Source organism: Flavobacterium sp. N1736 (genome assembly GCF_025947065.1).
Classification (GTDB): Bacteria; Bacteroidota; Bacteroidia; order Flavobacteriales; family Flavobacteriaceae; genus Flavobacterium.
Genome location: NZ_CP109994.1, coordinates 4,690,030 through 4,708,932, shown reverse-complemented (window position 1 = coordinate 4,708,932; position 18,903 = coordinate 4,690,030). Strand labels below are relative to the sequence as shown.

Genomic DNA, 18,903 nt, shown 5'->3' with positions numbered 1-18,903 from the left:
TGATACAACGACAAAGTTAATGTTTGTCTGGTGATATTTCAAATCTTATATTTTGACTTTTTACAAAAAGTATAAAATTTAAAATCTAAAATCTAAAATCTAAAATTCCCCATGCCATTATCAATTATCAACTCTTTCGCTTCCTGGGTTCTTAAACAAAGAATTCACCAAATAGAGCTCTTTCTAAAATATCCGAATGAAGTTCAGGAAGAATTGTTGCACAATTTATTAACGGCATCTGAAAATACAGTAGTGGGAAAAAAGTATGATTTTGCTTCGATCAGTTCGTATCAAACTTTTACAGAAAGAGTGCCAATTGCAAGTTATGAAGAATTACAGCCTTTGATTGAACGTACTCGTCAGGGTGAACAAGGCGTTTTTTGGGAAACTCCAATAAAATGGTTTGCAAAATCAAGCGGTACAACAAATGCAAAAAGCAAATTTATACCGGTTAGTAACGAAGCTCTTGAAGATTGCCACTATAAAGGAAGTAAAGATTTACTTTGTTTGTATCTGAACAACAACGAAGATTCTGAACTCTTTTTGGGAAAAAGTCTTCGCTTAGGCGGAAGCTCTCAGATATACGAAAACAACAACACTTATTTTGGAGATTTATCGGCAATTTTGATTGAAAACATGCCAATTTGGGCTGAATTTAGCAGTACGCCGAGTAATAAAACTTCGTTGATGAGTGAATGGGAAGCTAAAATTGCTGCCATTATAAACGAAACAAAAGTAGAAAACGTAACCAGTTTTGCCGGAGTTCCGTCGTGGATGCTGGTTTTAATGAATAAAGTTTTAGAAAATACTGGTAAAGAAAGTTTACTCGAAATCTGGCCAAATCTTGAAGTTTATTTTCATGGAGGCGTGAGTTTTTCCCCATATAAAGAACAATACAAGAAAATTTTACCAAGTAAGGATTTTAAATACTACGAAATATATAATGCTTCTGAAGGCTTTTTTGCGATTCAGGATTTAAATAATTCGAGCGATTTGTTATTGATGCTGGATTACGGAATTTTCTACGAATTTATTCCGATGGATACTTTTGGAACTCCAAATCAAAAAGTGATTCGTTTGGCCGATGTTGAATTGAATAAAAACTACGCGATTGTTATTACGACAAATTCCGGCTTATGGCGCTATTTAATTGGCGATACGGTTCGTTTTACTTCATTAAACCCATACAGAATCAGGGTTACCGGAAGAACCAAACATCATATTAATGTTTTTGGCGAAGAATTAATGGTCGAAAATACAGACCAGGCAATTGCCAAAGCTTGTCAGCTTACCCAAACCGAAGTGATTGATTATACCGTTGCTCCTATTTTTATGCAGGACAAAGAAAAAGGCGCTCACGAATGGATGATCGAATTCAAGAAAAAACCGGCTGATGTTGGTCTTTTCCAAAAGGTTCTTGATGAAACTTTACAAACTTTAAATTCTGATTACGAAGCCAAACGCTACAATAACATGACTTTAAATCCTTTGGTAATAAATGTAGCTCGTGAAAATTTATTTTATGATTGGCTTAAAGAAAGAGATAAATTAGGCGGTCAGCATAAAATCCCGAGACTTTCTAATCAAAGAGATTATCTGGAGCAGTTGAAAGAGATGTGTGTGGTTAAGAATTAAATGAGACTTTATTATTTGCCCATTTGTCTTTAATCATTATCTACATCATATCAATATACCTGTCGTGATATCCTAAAAGATACAAAACGCCGTCAAGACCTAAACTTGAAATAGAATTTGAGGCGCTTTCTTTTACTTTTGGTTTAGCGTGAAAAGCGATTCCTAAACCTGCTAAATTTATCATTGGCAAGTCGTTAGCTCCGTCTCCAACAGCAATTGTCTGATTAATATGAATACCCTCTTTTTCGGCAATCGCTTTAAGATATTCGGCTTTTTTTAAACCATCAACAATATCACCTATATATTTACCGGTTAATTTACCGTCTTTAATTTCTAACTGATTGGCGTGAACATAATCGATACCTAGTTCTTTTTGCAGATATTCTCCAAAATAAGTAAATCCTCCGGATAAAATTGCCGTTTTATAACCATAGTATTTTAGAGCTTTCATTAAACGATGTGCTCCTTTTGTTATTGGCAGACTTTCGGCCACTTTTTGCAAAACATCTTCGCTCAAACCTTCTAACAAAGCCATACGCTGTTTGAAACTCTCATTAAAATCGATTTCACCATTCATTGCAGATTCTGTGATGGCTTTTACTTGTGCACCAACGCCATTTAGTTCAGCCAATTCATCAATTACTTCTGCCTGAATTAAGGTCGAATCCATATCGAAACAAACCAAACGACGGTTTCTTCTGTAAATATTATCTTCCTGAAAAGAAATATCGACATCTAAAGTTCTTGAAATTGCCATAAAATTAGCCGTCATTTCGATCTTATTTACAATTTCTCCGGTTACGGATAATTGAATGCAAGAACGCGGATATTCTTCTTTTTCGACAACCGAAGTTCTTCCGGTTAATCTTATGATGGAATCAATATTTAAATTTTGATCTGATAATATTTTAGTTACGGCTGCTAATTGTGCAGCAGTTAATTTTTCGCCTAAAATATTAATGATGTAACGTTGTTTAGATTGTGATTTTACCCATGTTTCGTAATCTTCAATAGAAATAGGAATAAATTTAACTTTAACTTCTAACTCATAAGCTTTAAACAGCAAGTCTTTTAAAACAGGTCCCGAACTTGAGCCCGCTTCAATTTCGAATAAAATTCCAAGAGACAGCGTATCGTGAATATCGGCCTGACCAATATCCAGAACAACAGCATCGTAAGTTGCTAATACTGATGTTAATCCGGCAGTTACACCTGGTTTATCATGTCCTGAAACTTTTAATAAAATAATTTCTTTATCTTCTATTGCCATTTTATCCTTATTGATTTTAGAAGCGACAAAAATCGACAATCTATCGGTGATAAAAAAGAATAATCATTGTTTTTTTGAAGATAAAAAACACAAATCAGTATATATTATTTAATTAATTTAACATTTAACCTGAGTTATTAAAACAACATTATTTTAACTTTTTTGTAAATAAAAAATGACTCCCTTTCAGGAGTCATTTTTTATCAGCTAAAGCATTTTAATTACAATTTATGCTGTTCATTTTGATCAAAATTTACCATCCAGCTTACGTCGAATTTATCCTTAAACATTCCGAAATAAGCTCCCCAAAAAGTATTATCCATCGGCATAAAAACGTTTCCACCTGCTGAAAGTCCGTTAAAAATTCTATCTGCTTCCTCCTTGTTTTCCACATTAATCGAAACAGAAAAATTTCCTCCAAATTTTACATCTCCGGATTGTTCGTTACTGTCGCTTCCCATTAAAATGGTATTTCCAATTGGTAATGAAACATGCATTATTTTGTTTGCATCCTTGTCTGATACTTCAGGACAGCTTCCGCTTTCGTCTTTCGGCATGTCTTTAAATTTTCCGATATATGGAAATTCTCCTCCAAAAACTGATTTATAAAATAGAAATGCTTCTTCACAATTTCCATTAAATATTAAATAAGGGTTTACTGATGTTGCCATGATATTTTTGTTTTTTTGTTATTTATATATTTTCTATTTCTTCTCTTCCGAAAGTTCTTTTACGATTTCTAATGCTTTAGGAAAAGTGTCTTTAAAATAATCGATATGTTTTTCGATTACATCAACCTCAACTAAAAGATCTGTAAATTCATCATCGGGAGTTAATCGATAGGTTTCCATTGAACCGCTCCATTTTTCTGTTTCTTCATTCATAGGAACTTCTTTAAAATCTTTAACTTCTCCCAAATGCTTAAAAGCAATATATTCATTTGGGATTTTTTTCTCGATTATGCTATTCATTCCTCCACCGTTAGGTCCCAGAAAGTGTATTTTTCCACCTTCGTTCCAATCACTTACAGCATACGATCCTTCATAAAAAACGCCTGCCCATTTTCTATAGGTTTCATCATTCCATAAAACTTCCCAAACTTTATCCGGGTGAGCTTTGATTCTGATTTTAAATTCTAGTGTTTCCATATCTGTTTAATTTTCTTGTGGTATTTTACTAAAGTCCATATATAAAACATTCCAGCGATGACCATCTAAATCTGCAAAAGCACAGCCATACATCCAGCCCTGGCTTTCAGCGGGTTGACTAAAAACATTTCCGCCGGCTTCTTTTACTTTTTCTGCAAATTGATCCACTTCTTCTTTACTTTCTGCATCAATCGAAATTAAGATCTCTGAACTTAATTGTGTATCTGTCAGTTTGTTTTGAGAAAAACTGGCAAATAAAGATTCTTCAAAAAGCATTACAGCAAATTTTCCTTCGCCTACAACCATACAAGTTGAGCTTGGCGTATCGTGTTTTTCGTTAAAAGAGAAACCTATTTTCGAGAAAAAAGCTTTTGATTTTGCCACCTCTTTTACCGGCAAATTCAGCCATATTTGTTTTGTCATTTTTTTGCTTTTTTGTTAAACTTATTTTTTAAAGGGCTAAGGTTCTAAGATGCTAAGGCACTAAGTTTTTTCTTTGAATCTTTGTAACTCTGTCTCTTTGTACCTCTAAAGACCTAGTTCGCTTCTACATAATTTTTAAAATTATCCAGAATTGCCTGCCAGCCTCCGCGCTGCATTTCTTCGGGATTTTGTGTTTCGGGATCAAAACTCTCCGTTATTTCTACTCCGTTTGGGGTTGCAGCAAAATTGATTTCGACTTTTCTTCCATCTGCCATTACATATTCTATAGCTTCATTTTGTTTTACCAAAGTGTATTCACCTTCAAAATCAAAACTCATACTACCATCTTTTGCTGCCATTGTCGATTTGAATTTCCCGCCTTCTCTTAAATCATTTTCTGCAAAAGGAGTATGCCAATCTGGCGAAGCAAAACTCCATTTTGTAATATGTTCCGGCAAATTCCAGAATTTCCAAACTTTGTCGATTGACGCATTAATTGTGCTCTTTACTGTTATCATTATATATTGAATTTTATAATTTATAAATTAATTTATTCTTTAAAGTTTTCGGCATAGTTTTTAAAATTCTGAATTATAGAGGTACAAAACTGTTTCTGCATATTTTCAACATTTTTTGTTTCGGGCTCAAATGTTTCTGTAAGTACTACTTCATTGCCCTTATTTTCAAAACGAACGCTTGCTGTTCTGTTATCAAAAAGCTGATATTCTATAAGTAAAAAATTTTCAATTTTAGTATATATACCTTCAAAATCAAACCCTTCGCTTCCATCTTTCCGAGCCATTGTAAATTTAAATTTACCTCCAGCTTTCAAATCATTTTCTGCATAAGGCGTATGCCAATCCGAAGAAACGTTATTCCAATTTTTAATATGTTCCGGCAATGTCCACAGATTCCAGACTTTTTCTATTGTGGCATTGATTGTATTTTGAACTTGTACCATTATTAGTTATTTAAATTCTATTTATAAATTAAATTCTAACTCATTTCCGGAATCTGACTTTCATCCATAAAGAAAATTTCCCAATGATGTCCGTCTGTATCCAGAAAAGTGCGATGATACATCCACCCATAATCCTGCGTTTTCATATATTCTGATCCGCCGGCTTTAACAGCCTTTTCAATCATTTCATCAACTTTCTCACGTGTTTCGACCGATATTGAAATAATAACTTCGCTTGTTGTTGTAGTATTACAAATTTGTTTGTTGGTAAAGGTTTTATAAAATTCTTCAACAAGAAGCATCACATTTATATTTTCTCCAATAATTAAACATGTTCCTTTTTCATTTGTAAATTTTGGATTGAACGAAAAACCCAATTCGGTAAAAAATGATATTGAACGATTTAAATCTTTTACCGGAAGATTTAAGAAAATTTTTGTTTCTATGAGATTATAAAATTACAAATTATCAAAACAAATTTAAAGTTAAATAACAAGGCTTACATTACAAAAAAAGTCATCTTTAGGGTCATTTAAGACAATTTTTCTATTTTTGCAATAACCATAAATGAAAAACCATGAGCAAAAAAACAGCTTTAATTGTACCACATGACTATAAATTGTTAAGTATAGCAGCGATTCTGGAAGTTTTTGAAACGGCTAATAAATTACATAAAGGCACGCAAAAGCCTTTTGAAATTATGGTTTTTCAATCAGCAGAGCAAATCAACCAAAAGCATTTGTTTGGTTATGAAGTAAAGTCTATTGAGGATTGTGATGCAAATTTAGAATTGGTTTTGATTCCTGCTTTTACGACAGATAATATGAGTGAGATGATAGCCAAGAATAAAAAATTTATTCCGTGGTTACAAAAGCAGCATGAGGCAGGGGCTGAATTGGCTAGTTTTTGTACGGGTGCCTTTTTGTTTGCGGCTTCGGGTTTATTAAACGAAAAACTGGCTACAACGCATGTTGATGCCTGCAGTGCTTTTACAAAAGCTTTTCCATTAGTAAAATTAAAATCAGAAGAAACCTTAACGGCAGATGGAAGTTTATATACAAGCGGCGGTTCTACCTCAACGTTTCATTTACTGATTCTTTTGGTGCAGAAATATTGCGGAAATGAAATTGCAGTGCAAATTGCCAAGATTTTTTCTATCGATTTAAACAGATACAAACAAAGTTATTTTAGCACTTTCAGACCAAATCATTTACATAATGATTCTTTGGTTGCGATGCTGCAGCAAAAAATTGAAAGTCAATACCATTCTATTGAAAAACTGGAAGAAATTACTAAAGATATTCCAACAAGTGCCAGAAACATGACACGAAGATTTAAACAAGTTATCGGAATACCGCCAATTGAGTATCTGCAAAATATACGTGTAGAAAGTTCTAAGAAATATCTGGAACAAACGCAGCTTTCGATTTCTGAAATCATTGAAAAAACGGGTTATAATGATCCAAAAGCTTTTAGAAAAGTATTCTATAAAATGGTTGGCATGAAACCTATTGAATACAGAGAGAAGTTTAGGGTGCAGTAAAATTTGCTCACTAAGTAAAGATAGCACCGCAAGAAAAAATTGCATAAAAAAAACCTGCTCAAATAAATGAACAGGTTTATATGCAAACTTTGTCAAAGCTTTGAACTTTGACAAAGTAATATCAGTATTTAAGAAGCAATTTCCATACGCTTCAATAAATTTTTGCTCAAAGTATGCTCTGCATAATCTCTGTCAATTGTCAAAACTTTATCGTCTGAACTTGGCAGTTCGTACATTGCATCTGTTAGAATTGCTTCGCATAATGAACGTAATCCACGAGCTCCTAATTTGTATTCTAAAGCTTTGTCTACAATAAAATCTAAAGCTTCATTCGTTATACTGAATTCCACTTCGTCCATCATAAACAACTTTTGATATTGTTTGATTAATGCATTTTTCGGCTGCGTTAAAATCGCACGCAACGTTTCTCTGTCAAGAGGATCCATATGCGTTAAAACCGGTAAACGACCAATAATCTCAGGAATCAATCCAAAATCTTTAATATCTTTTGGAATAATATATTGCAATAAATTGTCTTTATCGATATTATCAACATTTTTAGAAGTAGAATATCCAACTGCCTGACGGTTTAAACGTTTAGAAATAATACGTTCTACTCCATCAAAAGCTCCACCTGCAATAAACAGGATATTTTGTGTATTTACCTCAACAAATTTTTGGTCCGGATGTTTACGTCCTCCTTTTGGCGGTACGTTTACAACTGTTCCTTCTAATAATTTCAATAATGCTTGTTGTACACCTTCTCCAGAAACGTCACGTGTTATGGATGGGTTATCGCTCTTACGGGCAATTTTATCAATTTCATCAATAAATACGATTCCTCTTTCTGCTTTGGTTACATCATAATCAGCAGCTTGCAGTAAACGTGTCAAAATACTTTCGACATCTTCACCAACATAACCTGCTTCTGTAAGTACGGTTGCATCAACAATTGCCAAAGGAACGTCTAACATTTTTGCAATAGTTTTTGCTACCAATGTTTTTCCTGTTCCGGTTTGACCTACCATAATGATGTTACTTTTTTCAATCTCTACTTCGTCGTCTAATTGCTGTTGCATTAAACGTTTGTAGTGATTGTAAACCGCAACTGACATTACTTTTTTTGTCTGATCCTGACCAATTACATATTGATCTAAGAAAGCTCTGATTTCTTTTGGTTTCTTTAAAATTAAATCACCAACAAGTTTTGCGCTTCCGCTTGATTTTAATTCTTCTAATACAATTCCGTGTGCCTGCTCAATACACTTATCACAAATATGTGCATTAATACCTGCAATCAATAAATTGGTTTCTGGCTTTTTTCTTCCACAAAACGAACATTCTAATACTACTTTAGCCATTCTTCTTTAGTTACATAAGTCGCAAAGTTACTAAGTTTCTGAGATTTTTCATCAAAACCTTAAAAACTTAGCAACCTATTAACTTTTATTTTTGTTTCAAGTTAAAAAAATGGTTTCAGGTTTCAGGTTTCAAGTTGCTATTGTTAACTTGAAACCTGAAACTTGAAACATATAAACTTTTTTAGCTTCTTCTCAACACTTCATCAATCATTCCGTATTCTTTTGCTTCATCAGCTTTCATCCAGTAATCACGCTCACTGTCTTTGTGTACTTTATCAAAAGTTTGTCCTGAATGCTGAGAGATAATATGGTATAATTCATCTTTTAGTTTCAACATTTCACGTAAGTTGATTTCCATATCTGTTGCAACACCTTGTGCTCCTCCTGATGGCTGGTGAATCATTACTCTTGAATGTGGTAAAGCCGAACGTTTTCCTGCTGCTCCTGCACATAATAATACAGCTCCCATAGATGCTGCCATACCTGTACAAATTGTAGCTACGTCTGGTTTGATGTATTGCATTGTATCATAAATTCCTAATCCTGCGTAAACGCTTCCTCCAGGAGAATTTAGATAAATTTGAATATCTTTTGAAGCATCGGCACTTTCTAAAAATAATAATTGCGCCTGAACAATATTTGCGATCTGATCGTCAATACCTGTTCCTAAAAAGATAATTCTGTCCATCATTAATCTTGAAAACACATCTAATTGAGAAACATTCAACTGGCGCTCTTCGATAATATATGGAGTCATGTTTGTTGGGTTCATTGCTGCTACGATTTTATCGTAGTACATTGCGTTTACTCCTTGGTGCTTTGTAGCAAATTTTTTAAATTCTTTACCGTAGTTCATATTTTATCTGTCTAAAGTTTTACTTAATAAATAGGTGTATATTTTTATCTCCCGCAAAGGTCATACCTTTTTATAAAGGGTGTCAATTTGTCTTAATTTTGGTTTCAGGTTTCAGGTTTCAGGTTTCAGGTTTCAGGTTTCAGGTTTCAGGTTTCAGGTTTCAGGTTTTCCGTAACGTACAGCAACTTGAAACCTGAAACAAAATTAAACTTGAAACAAATTAACCTGAAACAAAAAAAGAGCGTCAGGAAAAAAATCTCCTGACGCTCAAATATACTTAATTTTTTAGAAATTATTCTCCGTAAGACGCAGCAATAAATTCTTCGTAAGTTACTTCTTTAGTTGTTGGATTTGCTTTTTCTTTAAACACTTCTAACAATTTTTCAGCTACAACTTGCTCAGAAAGTCTTTTTACTTCTTCCTGGTTAGATAAAACTCTAGCCACGATTCCTTGTACTTCTTCGTCAGTTGGATTTGTTTGACCAAATTGAGCCATTTGTTGTCTGATAGCTCTTGTTGTAAAAGCTTTCAAATCTTCAAATGTAATTTGGATATTGCTTTGAGCCATTGCTTTTCCTTCGATTAATTGAAAACGTAATCCTTTTTCAGATCTTGCGTATTCAATTTCAGCTTCTTCCGGAGAAAGTTTTTTCTCTCCAACAGTTTGCAACCATTTTTTAAGGAATTCAGATGGTAAATCAAATTTTGTATTTTCGATTAGGAAATCCTGAACGTCTAATAATAATTTTTGATCTGCTTGTTGCGCGAATTGAGCTTCAGCATCTTCTTTAATTTTAGATTTCAAATCTTCAAGAGAAGCTACTTTTCCTTCACCAAAAAGTTTATCAAATAACTCTTGGTTTAATTCTGCCAATTCAGCTCCGTTGATCGCTTCGATTGTAAAGTTTACTTCAACATCTAAACCGTGAACATCATCATGAGATACTTTTAAGTAATCCATTAATTGGTGATCATCTTCAAATAAACCTTTAGTGCTTACCGTTACAACATCTCCAACTTTTTTACCGATGAATTTATCACCTGCTTTTTTGTTGAAAGTACCAACAGAAATTGTAGTTGTATTGCTGATCCCTTTTTCTTCGTTTGTAAAAGTTCCTGTTAAATCAGAATCTGCAGTTACTTTATCTTGTGGAATTGGTTTTCCGAATTGTTTTTGGATACGCTCTACTTGTCCGTCGATTAATTTATCATCTGCAGTAACGATATATTTTACGATATTGTTTTTAGCTTCTAAATCAATTTCAAAGTTTGGCACTAAACCAATTTCGTATTCGAAAGTTAGTTCTTCAGCATCCCAATCAAAGTTTTCGTTTTCTTTAGCAAGAGGAGTTCCTAAAAGATTTAGTCTTTCAGACTGAACAAAACGCTCTAAAGCCAAATCAACTACTTTTTTAACTTCTTCCTGCTTAATTGCTTTTCCGTATTGTTTTTCAACAAGGTCTTTAGGCACTTGCCCTTTTCTAAAACCTTTAACGGTAGCCAAAGGCATTTTTTCGTTTATTCTTTTTGCTACTTGACCTTTATAATCCATGTGAACAACTGTCATTACAATCGTTTCATTCACAGCGTCTATTGCTACTCTTTTAATATCCATCGTCTTCTTTAATTTACATAATAAAATTGGGTTGCAAAATTATAAAATTTTTGCAACCCAACCAAGTTTTTAATCTATTGTATTTGAAGACGTTTTAAACGTCATTTCTATTTTCTTTTATTTGTCGTCTCCCAAAATTTTGTAAGTAATAGACTGAAGTATAGACAATATAACACTAAATATTAACGCTGTCCAAAAAGAATCTACTGCAAAACCTCCTACTATATTAGTACACAACAAAATAATGATTGCATTTATTACCAGTAAAAACAATCCTAAAGTAACTACTGTTACAGGCAAAGTCAGGATAACTAATATTGGTTTTATAAAAAGATTAAGCAATCCTAAAACCACTGCAACAATTACAGCTGTGCCAAAACTTGCCACATGAACGCCTGTCAAAAGATTAGCAAGTAATAAAACCAAGGCTGCAGTAACAAGAAGTCTAAGTAATAATTTCATATTTTTTGATTTTAAATTTTAATAAAAGTAATGAATTTTATATTGGATTAAAAGTGTTTTTAAATCTGTGCCAACAAGTACTTACTCTTTTAAAAACGCAGTTGTCAATTCAAAAAACATTTTAGGATTTTCGGCATGAAGCCAATGTCCCACATTTGGTATAGTTTCAAATTTTACATTTGAAAAATGTTGACGTATAGCATCAAAATCTGAATCTAAAATATAACCCGAATTTCCTCCTCTGATAAATAAGGTTGGTTTATCGAAAACCAAATCATCAGCCAAAGGTTTTCCAATAGCATCCAGATTGTTATTAAAAACTTCCAGATTAAATCTAAAAGCCAATTGTCCGGGTTCTATCCAATATAAATTCTTCAACAAAAACTGGCGTGTTCCAAAATCAGAAACATATTCTGCCAAAATAGCTTCAACATCATTTCGACTTGGTTTTACAGAAAAATCTACTGCATTTAAACCTGCCAAAATATCCTGATGATGCTGTTTATAGAATTTCGGACCAATATCAGCTACAATTAATTTATCGACAATTTCAGGATGTGTGGTTGCAAAAAGCATCGCTACTTTTCCACCCATTGAATGTCCTAAAATATCTATTTTATTTAATTGATTGGCCTGGCAATATTCGAATACATCCTGAACCATGGCTTCGTAACTCCATTCATCTGAATGAAAACTACGGCCGTGATTTCGTAAATCTAAAATATGAACCTGAAATCCTGCTTCGACATATTGACCGGCAAGTGTTTTCCAATTGTCAGACATACCAAGAAAACCGTGCATGATGATAAATGGTTTTCCTTCGCCTTCTATTTTTGAATAAAGCATAATTATTTCAATTTATTTAAATACATATTCACAACATTATCCAAACCAAGATATAATGCTTCTGAGATTAAAGCATGTCCAATTGAAACTTCTAGTAGTCCCGGAATATTTTGCTTAAAAAACTGAATATTATCTAAACTCAAATCATGTCCGGCATTAATTCCTAATCCTAATTCGTTTGCCAATTCGGCTGATTTCACATAAGAATCAATTCCGTTTTTATTTCCTAAACTATATTGGTGTGCAAAAGCTTCTGTATATAATTCAATTCTGTCGGTTCCTGTTTTTTTTGCTCCTTCAATCATTTCATTAATTGGATCAACAAAAATTGAAGTTCTGATTCCGTTGCGTTGAAATTCCTGAATAACTTCGGTTAAATATTCCTGATTTTTTATTGTATCCCAACCTGCAGAAGACGTAATTGCTCCAATTGCATCAGGAACCAAAGTAACCTGAGTTGGCTTACATTCTAAAACCAAATCAATAAAATTATGCTGTGGATTTCCTTCAATATTATATTCGGTATACACGATAGGTTTTAAATCGCGAGCGTCCTGATAACGGATATGACGTTCATCCGGACGCGGGTGAATGGTGATTCCTTGCCCGCCAAAACGCTGAATATCGGCGGCTACTTTTAATAAATCCGGAACATTTCCGCCACGTGCATTACGCAGGGTTGCAATTTTATTGATATTTACACTTAACTTTGTCATATAAACAGATAATTAATTCTAGTAACACTATATTTGTTACGACAAAAATACAAAGTAAAACGTAGCAGTTTTTGCTATTTTTTGATTATTTTGCATCAAATATCCTCAATTGATCTATGACAGAAATTACTAACTATATCACAAACGATTTTCGAGCAATTAATAGCGAGGAAACAATCGCATCCGTTCAGGATTTTTTTGCTGATGCTGATTTTTCGCATTTTCCGGTTTTAGAAAACGGCATTTTTATTGGAAGTATTGCTTCTGATGATGTTGAAACTTTTGATACTGACAAAAAAGCAATTGATTATAAATATACTTTAGAGCGCTTTTTTGCCAGAAAATCAATGATGTGGCTCGATGTTTTAGAAGTTTTTGCTAAAAATCACACCAATATGGTTCCGGTTATTGATGAAAACAATACTTATATAGGGTATTATGAAATGGAAGATATCATGAAATTTTTTCAGGAAACTCCATTTTTAAAAGAACAAGGCGGTATTATCATTGTGCAAAAAGGTCTTTTAGATTATTCTATGGGACAGGTTGCGCAGATCGTTGAAAGTAATAATGGGAAAATTTTAGGCTGTTTTGTTTCTGAAGCCGATTTGGAAAATGTTCAGATTACAGTAAAAATCGGGGTTGGACCAATGAATGAAATTATTCAGACTTTTAGACGATACAATTACGAAATCATATCAGAACATCAGGAAGATGCTTATATAAATAGTTTAAAAGAACGTTCAGATTATTTAGACAAATACCTTAATATATAGTTTTGTATGTTAAACCGGTTAATTGTTTAATCGTTTTGACAAAAAAATAACGGTTAAACAATTAAACAAAAAATCGATTCAACATCAGATGAAAGTAGCCATTTACGGACAGTATTATCAAAACAGTACCGAACCTATTATTAAAGATATTTTTTTGTTTTTCAATACCAATAATGTTGAAATGGTAATAGAGGAAAACTTTCTAAAAATGCTTCATGAAAAGGAACTCGTGAAAAAAGAATACAAGACTTTTTCGGCGACCACTTCTTTAGACAATAGTTTTGAAATGTTAATTAGTATTGGCGGTGACGGAACTATTTTAAGAGCCGCAACTCTGGTTCGCAATTCCGGCGTTCCAATTTTAGGAATTAATGCAGGAAGACTTGGATTTCTGGCAACTGTACAAAAAGAAAATATTGATAGTTTTTTGCAATTTGTAATTGACAAAAATTACACTACTTCTGAAAGAACTTTACTAAGCCTGACCTGTGATCCGAAAAATGATGCTATTGAAGAAGATTTAAATTTTGCAATGAATGAGGTTACAGTAAGCAGAAAAGACACTACTTCGATGATTACTGTTGAAACCTATTTAAATAATGAATATTTAAATTCATATTGGGCAGATGGTTTGATTATTTCGACACCAACCGGTTCTACAGGATATTCTTTGAGTTGTGGCGGACCATTATTAACGCCTGACGTTAAAAGTTTAGTAATTACGCCTATTGCACCACATAATTTAACTGCAAGACCGCTTGTTATTCCTGATGATACCGAAATTAAACTTCGTGTTTCAGGAAGAGAAGATCAATATTTGGTTTCATTAGATTCCAGAATTGCTTCAGTAAAAAATGAATCTGTTTTAACAATTAAAAAAACAGATTTTAAAATAAAAATGGTTGAGATTCCCGGCGAAACTTTCCTGAAAACTTTAAGAAATAAGCTGCTTTGGGGAGAAGACAAAAGGAATTAAGTCTTTTTCTGACGCATAACTATACGATAATACCACTTTTTCTCGTTCTGCATGTATCGAATCCTCATTAAATGTCTCACAATCATTATGCAAATTGAAAAAAAAGCACATTTAACTAAAGCGACGTTGATTCGTATCGATAATTATTATATTTGCACGCAATTCTGAATTAAATGAAGAAAATTTTTAATTTATTGTTATGTTTCTTTCCCTTTATTACACTAAATGCTCAGATCAATGAGATTGGTGTTTTTCTTGGTGGAAGCAACTTTGTAGGTGATGTTGGTAAAACAACTTATATTGCCCCTGAAAAACTAGCTTTTGGTATTTTGTATAAATGGAATAAAAGCCCCCGACATTCGTATCGCTTTTCATATACACAATCGACCGTTGTAGGAAATGATCGTGAATCAGAAGAAACCGGGCGAAGCATCAGAGGCTACAAATTTGAAAACAATATAAAAGAACTTTCTGCCGGTTTAGAATTTAATTTTTTCGATTTTAACCTGCATGATTATCATCCAAAAGTTACTCCTTATATATATTCAGGATTAAGTTACTTTATGTATGATGAATTATATATTTCAGGAGGACAAACCAGAAAAGAAAAAAATTCGAGTTCAATTGCTATCCCTATAACGTTAGGAATAAAATCGAACATAGCCCCTAATTGGGTTTTAGGTGTTGAAGTTGGAGCCCGTTATACTTTTACGGACGATATAGACGGAAGTAATCCAAGCAATAATGCTTTAACATCTTTGCGATTTGGAAATTTAAATAATAATGATTGGTATGTCTTTACAGGTGCTACTTTAACGTATACCTTTGGACTAAAACCTTGCTATTGCGCAGAATAATAAAATGGACATAATAGACTCTTTAGACAAAACAAACTTACCAAAACATCTGGCCATTATCATGGACGGTAACGGACGATGGGCAAAACAACAAGGGTTCCTAAGAGCTTTTGGTCATGAAAATGGGACAAAATCAGTAAAAAAAACAATTACTACCTGTGCAAAAATTGGCATTGAGTACTTAACTCTTTATGCTTTTTCTACCGAAAACTGGAATCGTCCAAAATTAGAAGTCGAAGCTTTAATGAAAATCTTAATCAATTCATTAAAAAAAGAGCTTGTTACTTTGCAGGAAAACAATATCAGACTTAATGCTATTGGTAATCTTGAGAAATTACCAAAAACTGCTCAAAAAGAACTTTTAGATGTTATTGATAAAACCAAAAACAATACACGTCTTACACTAACACTGGCTTTAAGTTACGGATCACGAGAAGAATTGGTAAATGCTGTGAGAATCATCAGTGATAAAGTTAAAAATAATATAATTTCAATAGACACTATTGACGATTCAATTATAAATGAGCATCTTTACACGCAAAATTTACCTGACGTAGATTTATTAATACGAACAAGTGGAGAACATAGAATAAGTAATTTTTTGCTTTGGCAGATTGCCTATGCAGAACTATATTTTACTAATGTCTTGTGGCCAGACTTTAAAGATCAAGATTTATATGAGGCTATTATTAGTTATCAAAAAAGAGAACGTAGATTTGGAAAAACCAGTGAACAAATTAAATAATTTTTTAGTGTTACAAAAAAGAATACAAATAGTCCTTACCCTACTTCTTTTGGGTAGTTTTTCACAAATAAAAGCACAAGAAAGAGTTCCTTTTGATCAGGGAAAAAAATATATTCTTGCTAAAGTTTCTGTTGTTGGTAAAATAAGCTTCAATGAACAAACCGTAGTTACCTTTTCTGGTCTTCAAAAAGGGCAGGAAATCACTGTTCCCGGCGAAGAAATTAGTGGCGCAATTAAAAAATTAGGCAAACTTGGCCTTTTTGACGAAATAGCATTCTACGTAAATAAAATAGATAATGATAGTATTTATCTTGATTTAAATATTATTGAACTTCCTAAATTAAACGAGGTAAAATTTGTTGGTGTTAAGAAAAGTAAAGTTGAAGGATTAATTAAAGATAACAATTTAACCAAAAATAAAATTGTAAACGAAAACTTAATTACAACAACCAAAAATTATATTGAAAATAAATATAAAAAAGAAGGTTATTATAATACTAAAGTTACCATTACAAACACTCCGGCAGACAGTACTGCAGGACATCAGGTTAATATGCTTGTTCGTGTAGACAAGGGCGATAAGGTAAAAATTAGCAAAATTGATTTCATTGGCAACGAAAAACTTACTGATAATCAGTTAAGAGCAGCCATGAAAGACACAAAACAAAAAAATATTCTTCGTGTATTAAAAAAATCGAAATTTATTCCGGAAAAATACAAAGCCGACTTAGAAAAAGTTATTGCTACTTATAAAGAAAAAGGATATCGTGATGCCCGTATTATATATGACTCTGTTACCTATAATAAGGAGAAGAATATGCTGGCAATCAAAATTAATGTAGAAGAAGGAAATAAATACTACTTTGGAAATATTAAATTTTTAGGGAATACAGTATATTCTGATCAACTTTTAAACCGTTATTTAGGAATTAAAAAAGGAGAAGTTTATAATGGTGTTTTACTTGAAAAAAGAATTGCCGACAAGACAAAACCAGACGCAGAAGATATTACGAACTTATACCAAAACAATGGTTATTTATTTTCTAATATCAACGCTGTAGAGGTAAAAACGGTGAACGATACGATTGATTTCGAGATTAGAGTTACAGAAGGTCCAATTGCTTATTTTAATAAAATATCGGTTGTTGGAAATGACAAAACAAATGATCATGTTATTTATCGTGAGTTAAGAACTAAACCGGGAGAAAAATACAGCAAGGAACAATTAGTAAGAACTATTCGTGAAATTGGACAATTAGGATTTTTTGATCCGGAAGCAATTGATCCGAAATTCAAAAATGTTGATGCTGGAGCCGGAACAGTAGATATAGAATACCACGTTGTAGAAAAAGGATCCAGCCAGGTTGAGCTTCAGGGTGGTTACGGCGGAGGTGGTTTCATTGGAACTTTAGGACTTTCGTTTAATAACTTTTCTGCAAGAAATATATTTAAAAAAGAAGCTTACAAACCATTACCAATGGGAGATGGTCAAAAAGTATCGCTTCGTTTACAAGGAAGTACTTATTTCCAAACGTATAGTTTATCATTTTCTGAGCCTTGGTTTGGAGGAAAGAAACCAGTACAATTTAGTTCATCTATTTCGTATAGTACGCAATTTCTTAATAATTATATTACGAGAGATGTTGATAAGAGTAAAAGTTTTAATATTTTTACTGTACAGGTTGGACTTGCTAAAAGGTTAACCGTGCCGGATGACTATTTTGTTTTATCACAATCGATCAGTTATCAGCATTATGATTTAAATAATTATAATACAGGTTTATTTACATTTGGTAACGGAGCATCAAGAAACTTAGCGTATACTATTGGAATTTCAAGAAGTAATAAAGGGGTTAACCCGATATTCCCAACGTATGGTTCTGAGTTTAGTATCTCTGCAAAAGTGACACCTCCATATTCATTGTTTAATGGAATTGATTATGGAGATTTAAAAAATCAAAAAGAATACAAAACAAGATATTCAGGAACAACAACAATTTCAGGTTCAGACGGACAGCCTATAAGCCCTGGGGATTATACAAAAACGGAAGTTATAAACGGACAATCCGGTACTGTAGGTGTTGGATCTGATTTTGCAAGTGCTGATACCGATGTTGGTAAAGTCGATCAAAAGAGATACAACTGGTTAGAATACTATAAAGTTAAATTTAAAGCTGACTGGTATACTAAAGTATATGGAAAATTAGTTTTAAGAACATTAACAGAATTTGGTTTCTTAGGAGCTTATGATCAGGCAAGAGGTGTTGTACCTTTCGAGCGTTTTTATTTAGGAGGAGATGGAATGGCAAACTACTCTATGGATGGTAGAGAAACCATTCAGTTAAGAGGTTATCCAAATAACTCATTAACTCCGGTGAATTCTGTAGGAGATCAAATTGGAGCGACTATTTATAACAAATTCTCGATGGAGTTACGATACCCAATTACATTAAAAGCATCTGCATCTATTTATGCTTTAACGTTCTTGGAAGCAGGATCATCATATCCAACGTTTAAAGATTATAATCCGTTTGATTTGAGCCGTTCTGCTGGTGTTGGTTTACGTGTATTTATGCCTGCGTTTGGATTGTTAGGTATTGATTTTGGTTATGGATTTGATGCATTACCGGGATCTGTAACTAATAAAGCGAATGGTTGGGAAACACACTTTATCATTGGACAACAATTTTAGTACAAATTTTAGTACATTTGG

20 protein-coding genes are annotated in these 18,903 nt (G+C 32.9%); 7 read left to right on the top strand and 13 right to left on the bottom strand.

The features are described 5' to 3' along the window. Nucleotides 1–111 precede the first annotated feature (111 nt). On the top strand, nucleotides 112–1,635 hold the full coding sequence (locus tag OLM54_RS19970) for a GH3 auxin-responsive promoter family protein (RefSeq protein ID WP_264536293.1): 1,524 nt from the start codon (nucleotides 112–114) through the stop codon (nucleotides 1,633–1,635). Between the two features lie 40 nt (nucleotides 1,636–1,675). Here the strand turns inward: OLM54_RS19970 and serB are convergent, their stop codons facing one another. From serB to OLM54_RS19935, 7 genes are all read right to left on the bottom strand, one after another. Next, nucleotides 1,676–2,905, bottom strand: a complete 1,230-nt coding sequence (gene serB, locus OLM54_RS19965; RefSeq protein WP_264536292.1) for a phosphoserine phosphatase SerB — start codon at nucleotides 2,903–2,905, stop codon at nucleotides 1,676–1,678. 221 nt (nucleotides 2,906–3,126) lie between these two features. Beyond that, nucleotides 3,127–3,576, bottom strand: a complete 450-nt coding sequence (locus tag OLM54_RS19960; protein ID WP_264536291.1) for a VOC family protein — start codon at nucleotides 3,574–3,576, stop codon at nucleotides 3,127–3,129. Between the two features lie 33 nt (nucleotides 3,577–3,609). After that, the gene (locus OLM54_RS19955) at nucleotides 3,610–4,053 is read right to left on the bottom strand and encodes an SRPBCC family protein (RefSeq protein ID WP_264536290.1); all 444 of its coding nucleotides are present in this window, start codon (nucleotides 4,051–4,053) and stop codon (nucleotides 3,610–3,612) included. A gap of 6 nt (nucleotides 4,054–4,059) precedes the next feature. Beyond that, nucleotides 4,060–4,476 (bottom strand): VOC family protein, encoded by a 417-nt coding sequence (locus OLM54_RS19950; RefSeq protein WP_264536289.1) that lies wholly within the window; start codon nucleotides 4,474–4,476, stop codon nucleotides 4,060–4,062. A 113-nt stretch (nucleotides 4,477–4,589) separates the two neighbouring features. Further along, nucleotides 4,590–4,994, bottom strand: coding sequence for an SRPBCC family protein (locus OLM54_RS19945; protein ID WP_264536288.1), 405 nt, complete (start codon nucleotides 4,992–4,994; stop codon nucleotides 4,590–4,592). Between the two features lie 32 nt (nucleotides 4,995–5,026). Further along, on the bottom strand, nucleotides 5,027–5,437 hold the full coding sequence (locus tag OLM54_RS19940) for an SRPBCC domain-containing protein (protein WP_264536287.1): 411 nt from the start codon (nucleotides 5,435–5,437) through the stop codon (nucleotides 5,027–5,029). A 35-nt stretch (nucleotides 5,438–5,472) separates the two neighbouring features. Then, a complete protein-coding gene (locus tag OLM54_RS19935; protein ID WP_413614470.1) occupies nucleotides 5,473–5,871 on the bottom strand; it encodes a VOC family protein in 399 nt (132 codons plus the stop codon). A 143-nt stretch (nucleotides 5,872–6,014) separates the two neighbouring features. Here OLM54_RS19935 and OLM54_RS19930 point away from each other — a divergent pair, with 143 nt between their 5' ends. Next, entirely contained in the window at nucleotides 6,015–6,980 is a 966-nt protein-coding gene (locus OLM54_RS19930; RefSeq protein WP_264536285.1) for a GlxA family transcriptional regulator, read from the top strand. A 128-nt stretch (nucleotides 6,981–7,108) separates the two neighbouring features. Here the strand turns inward: OLM54_RS19930 and clpX are convergent, their stop codons facing one another. From clpX to OLM54_RS19900, 6 genes are all read right to left on the bottom strand, one after another. Further along, nucleotides 7,109–8,341 carry an ATP-dependent Clp protease ATP-binding subunit ClpX gene (gene clpX, locus OLM54_RS19925; RefSeq protein WP_264536284.1) on the bottom strand — a complete coding sequence of 411 codons (1,233 nt, stop codon included), beginning with the start codon at nucleotides 8,339–8,341 and terminating at the stop codon, nucleotides 7,109–7,111. Nucleotides 8,342–8,522: 181 nt separating this feature from the next. Continuing rightward, on the bottom strand, nucleotides 8,523–9,197 hold the full coding sequence (gene clpP / locus OLM54_RS19920; RefSeq protein ID WP_026985566.1) for an ATP-dependent Clp endopeptidase proteolytic subunit ClpP: 675 nt from the start codon (nucleotides 9,195–9,197) through the stop codon (nucleotides 8,523–8,525). A 292-nt stretch (nucleotides 9,198–9,489) separates the two neighbouring features. Then, nucleotides 9,490–10,812 (bottom strand): trigger factor, encoded by a 1,323-nt coding sequence (locus OLM54_RS19915; RefSeq protein WP_264536283.1) that lies wholly within the window; start codon nucleotides 10,810–10,812, stop codon nucleotides 9,490–9,492. Between the two features lie 117 nt (nucleotides 10,813–10,929). Further along, complete coding sequence (locus OLM54_RS19910; RefSeq protein ID WP_264536282.1) at nucleotides 10,930–11,274, bottom strand: phage holin family protein; 345 nt, start codon at nucleotides 11,272–11,274, stop codon at nucleotides 10,930–10,932. Between the two features lie 81 nt (nucleotides 11,275–11,355). Next, nucleotides 11,356–12,120, bottom strand: coding sequence for an alpha/beta fold hydrolase (locus OLM54_RS19905; protein ID WP_264536281.1), 765 nt, complete (start codon nucleotides 12,118–12,120; stop codon nucleotides 11,356–11,358). Between the two features lie 2 nt (nucleotides 12,121–12,122). Further along, the gene (locus tag OLM54_RS19900; RefSeq protein ID WP_264536280.1) at nucleotides 12,123–12,836 is read right to left on the bottom strand and encodes a pyridoxine 5'-phosphate synthase; all 714 of its coding nucleotides are present in this window, start codon (nucleotides 12,834–12,836) and stop codon (nucleotides 12,123–12,125) included. A gap of 116 nt (nucleotides 12,837–12,952) precedes the next feature. On the opposite strand from OLM54_RS19900, the gene OLM54_RS19895 reads away from it, so the two are divergent. The 5 genes from OLM54_RS19895 to OLM54_RS19875 all read left to right on the top strand — a co-directional run bounded on the left by OLM54_RS19895 (nucleotide 12,953) and on the right by OLM54_RS19875 (nucleotide 18,882). Then, nucleotides 12,953–13,612, top strand: coding sequence for a CBS domain-containing protein (locus tag OLM54_RS19895; RefSeq protein ID WP_264536279.1), 660 nt, complete (start codon nucleotides 12,953–12,955; stop codon nucleotides 13,610–13,612). Nucleotides 13,613–13,700: 88 nt separating this feature from the next. Then, entirely contained in the window at nucleotides 13,701–14,588 is an 888-nt protein-coding gene (locus tag OLM54_RS19890; protein WP_264536278.1) for an NAD kinase, read from the top strand. 173 nt (nucleotides 14,589–14,761) lie between these two features. Then, on the top strand, nucleotides 14,762–15,445 hold the full coding sequence (locus OLM54_RS19885; protein WP_264536277.1) for a DUF6089 family protein: 684 nt from the start codon (nucleotides 14,762–14,764) through the stop codon (nucleotides 15,443–15,445). A gap of 4 nt (nucleotides 15,446–15,449) precedes the next feature. Beyond that, complete coding sequence (locus OLM54_RS19880; RefSeq protein ID WP_264536276.1) at nucleotides 15,450–16,190, top strand: isoprenyl transferase; 741 nt, start codon at nucleotides 15,450–15,452, stop codon at nucleotides 16,188–16,190. Beyond that, nucleotides 16,123–18,882 carry an outer membrane protein assembly factor gene (locus OLM54_RS19875; protein ID WP_264536275.1) on the top strand — a complete coding sequence of 920 codons (2,760 nt, stop codon included), beginning with the start codon at nucleotides 16,123–16,125 and terminating at the stop codon, nucleotides 18,880–18,882. The genes OLM54_RS19880 and OLM54_RS19875 overlap by 68 nt, the downstream gene beginning before the upstream one ends. Nucleotides 18,883–18,903 lie beyond the last annotated feature (21 nt).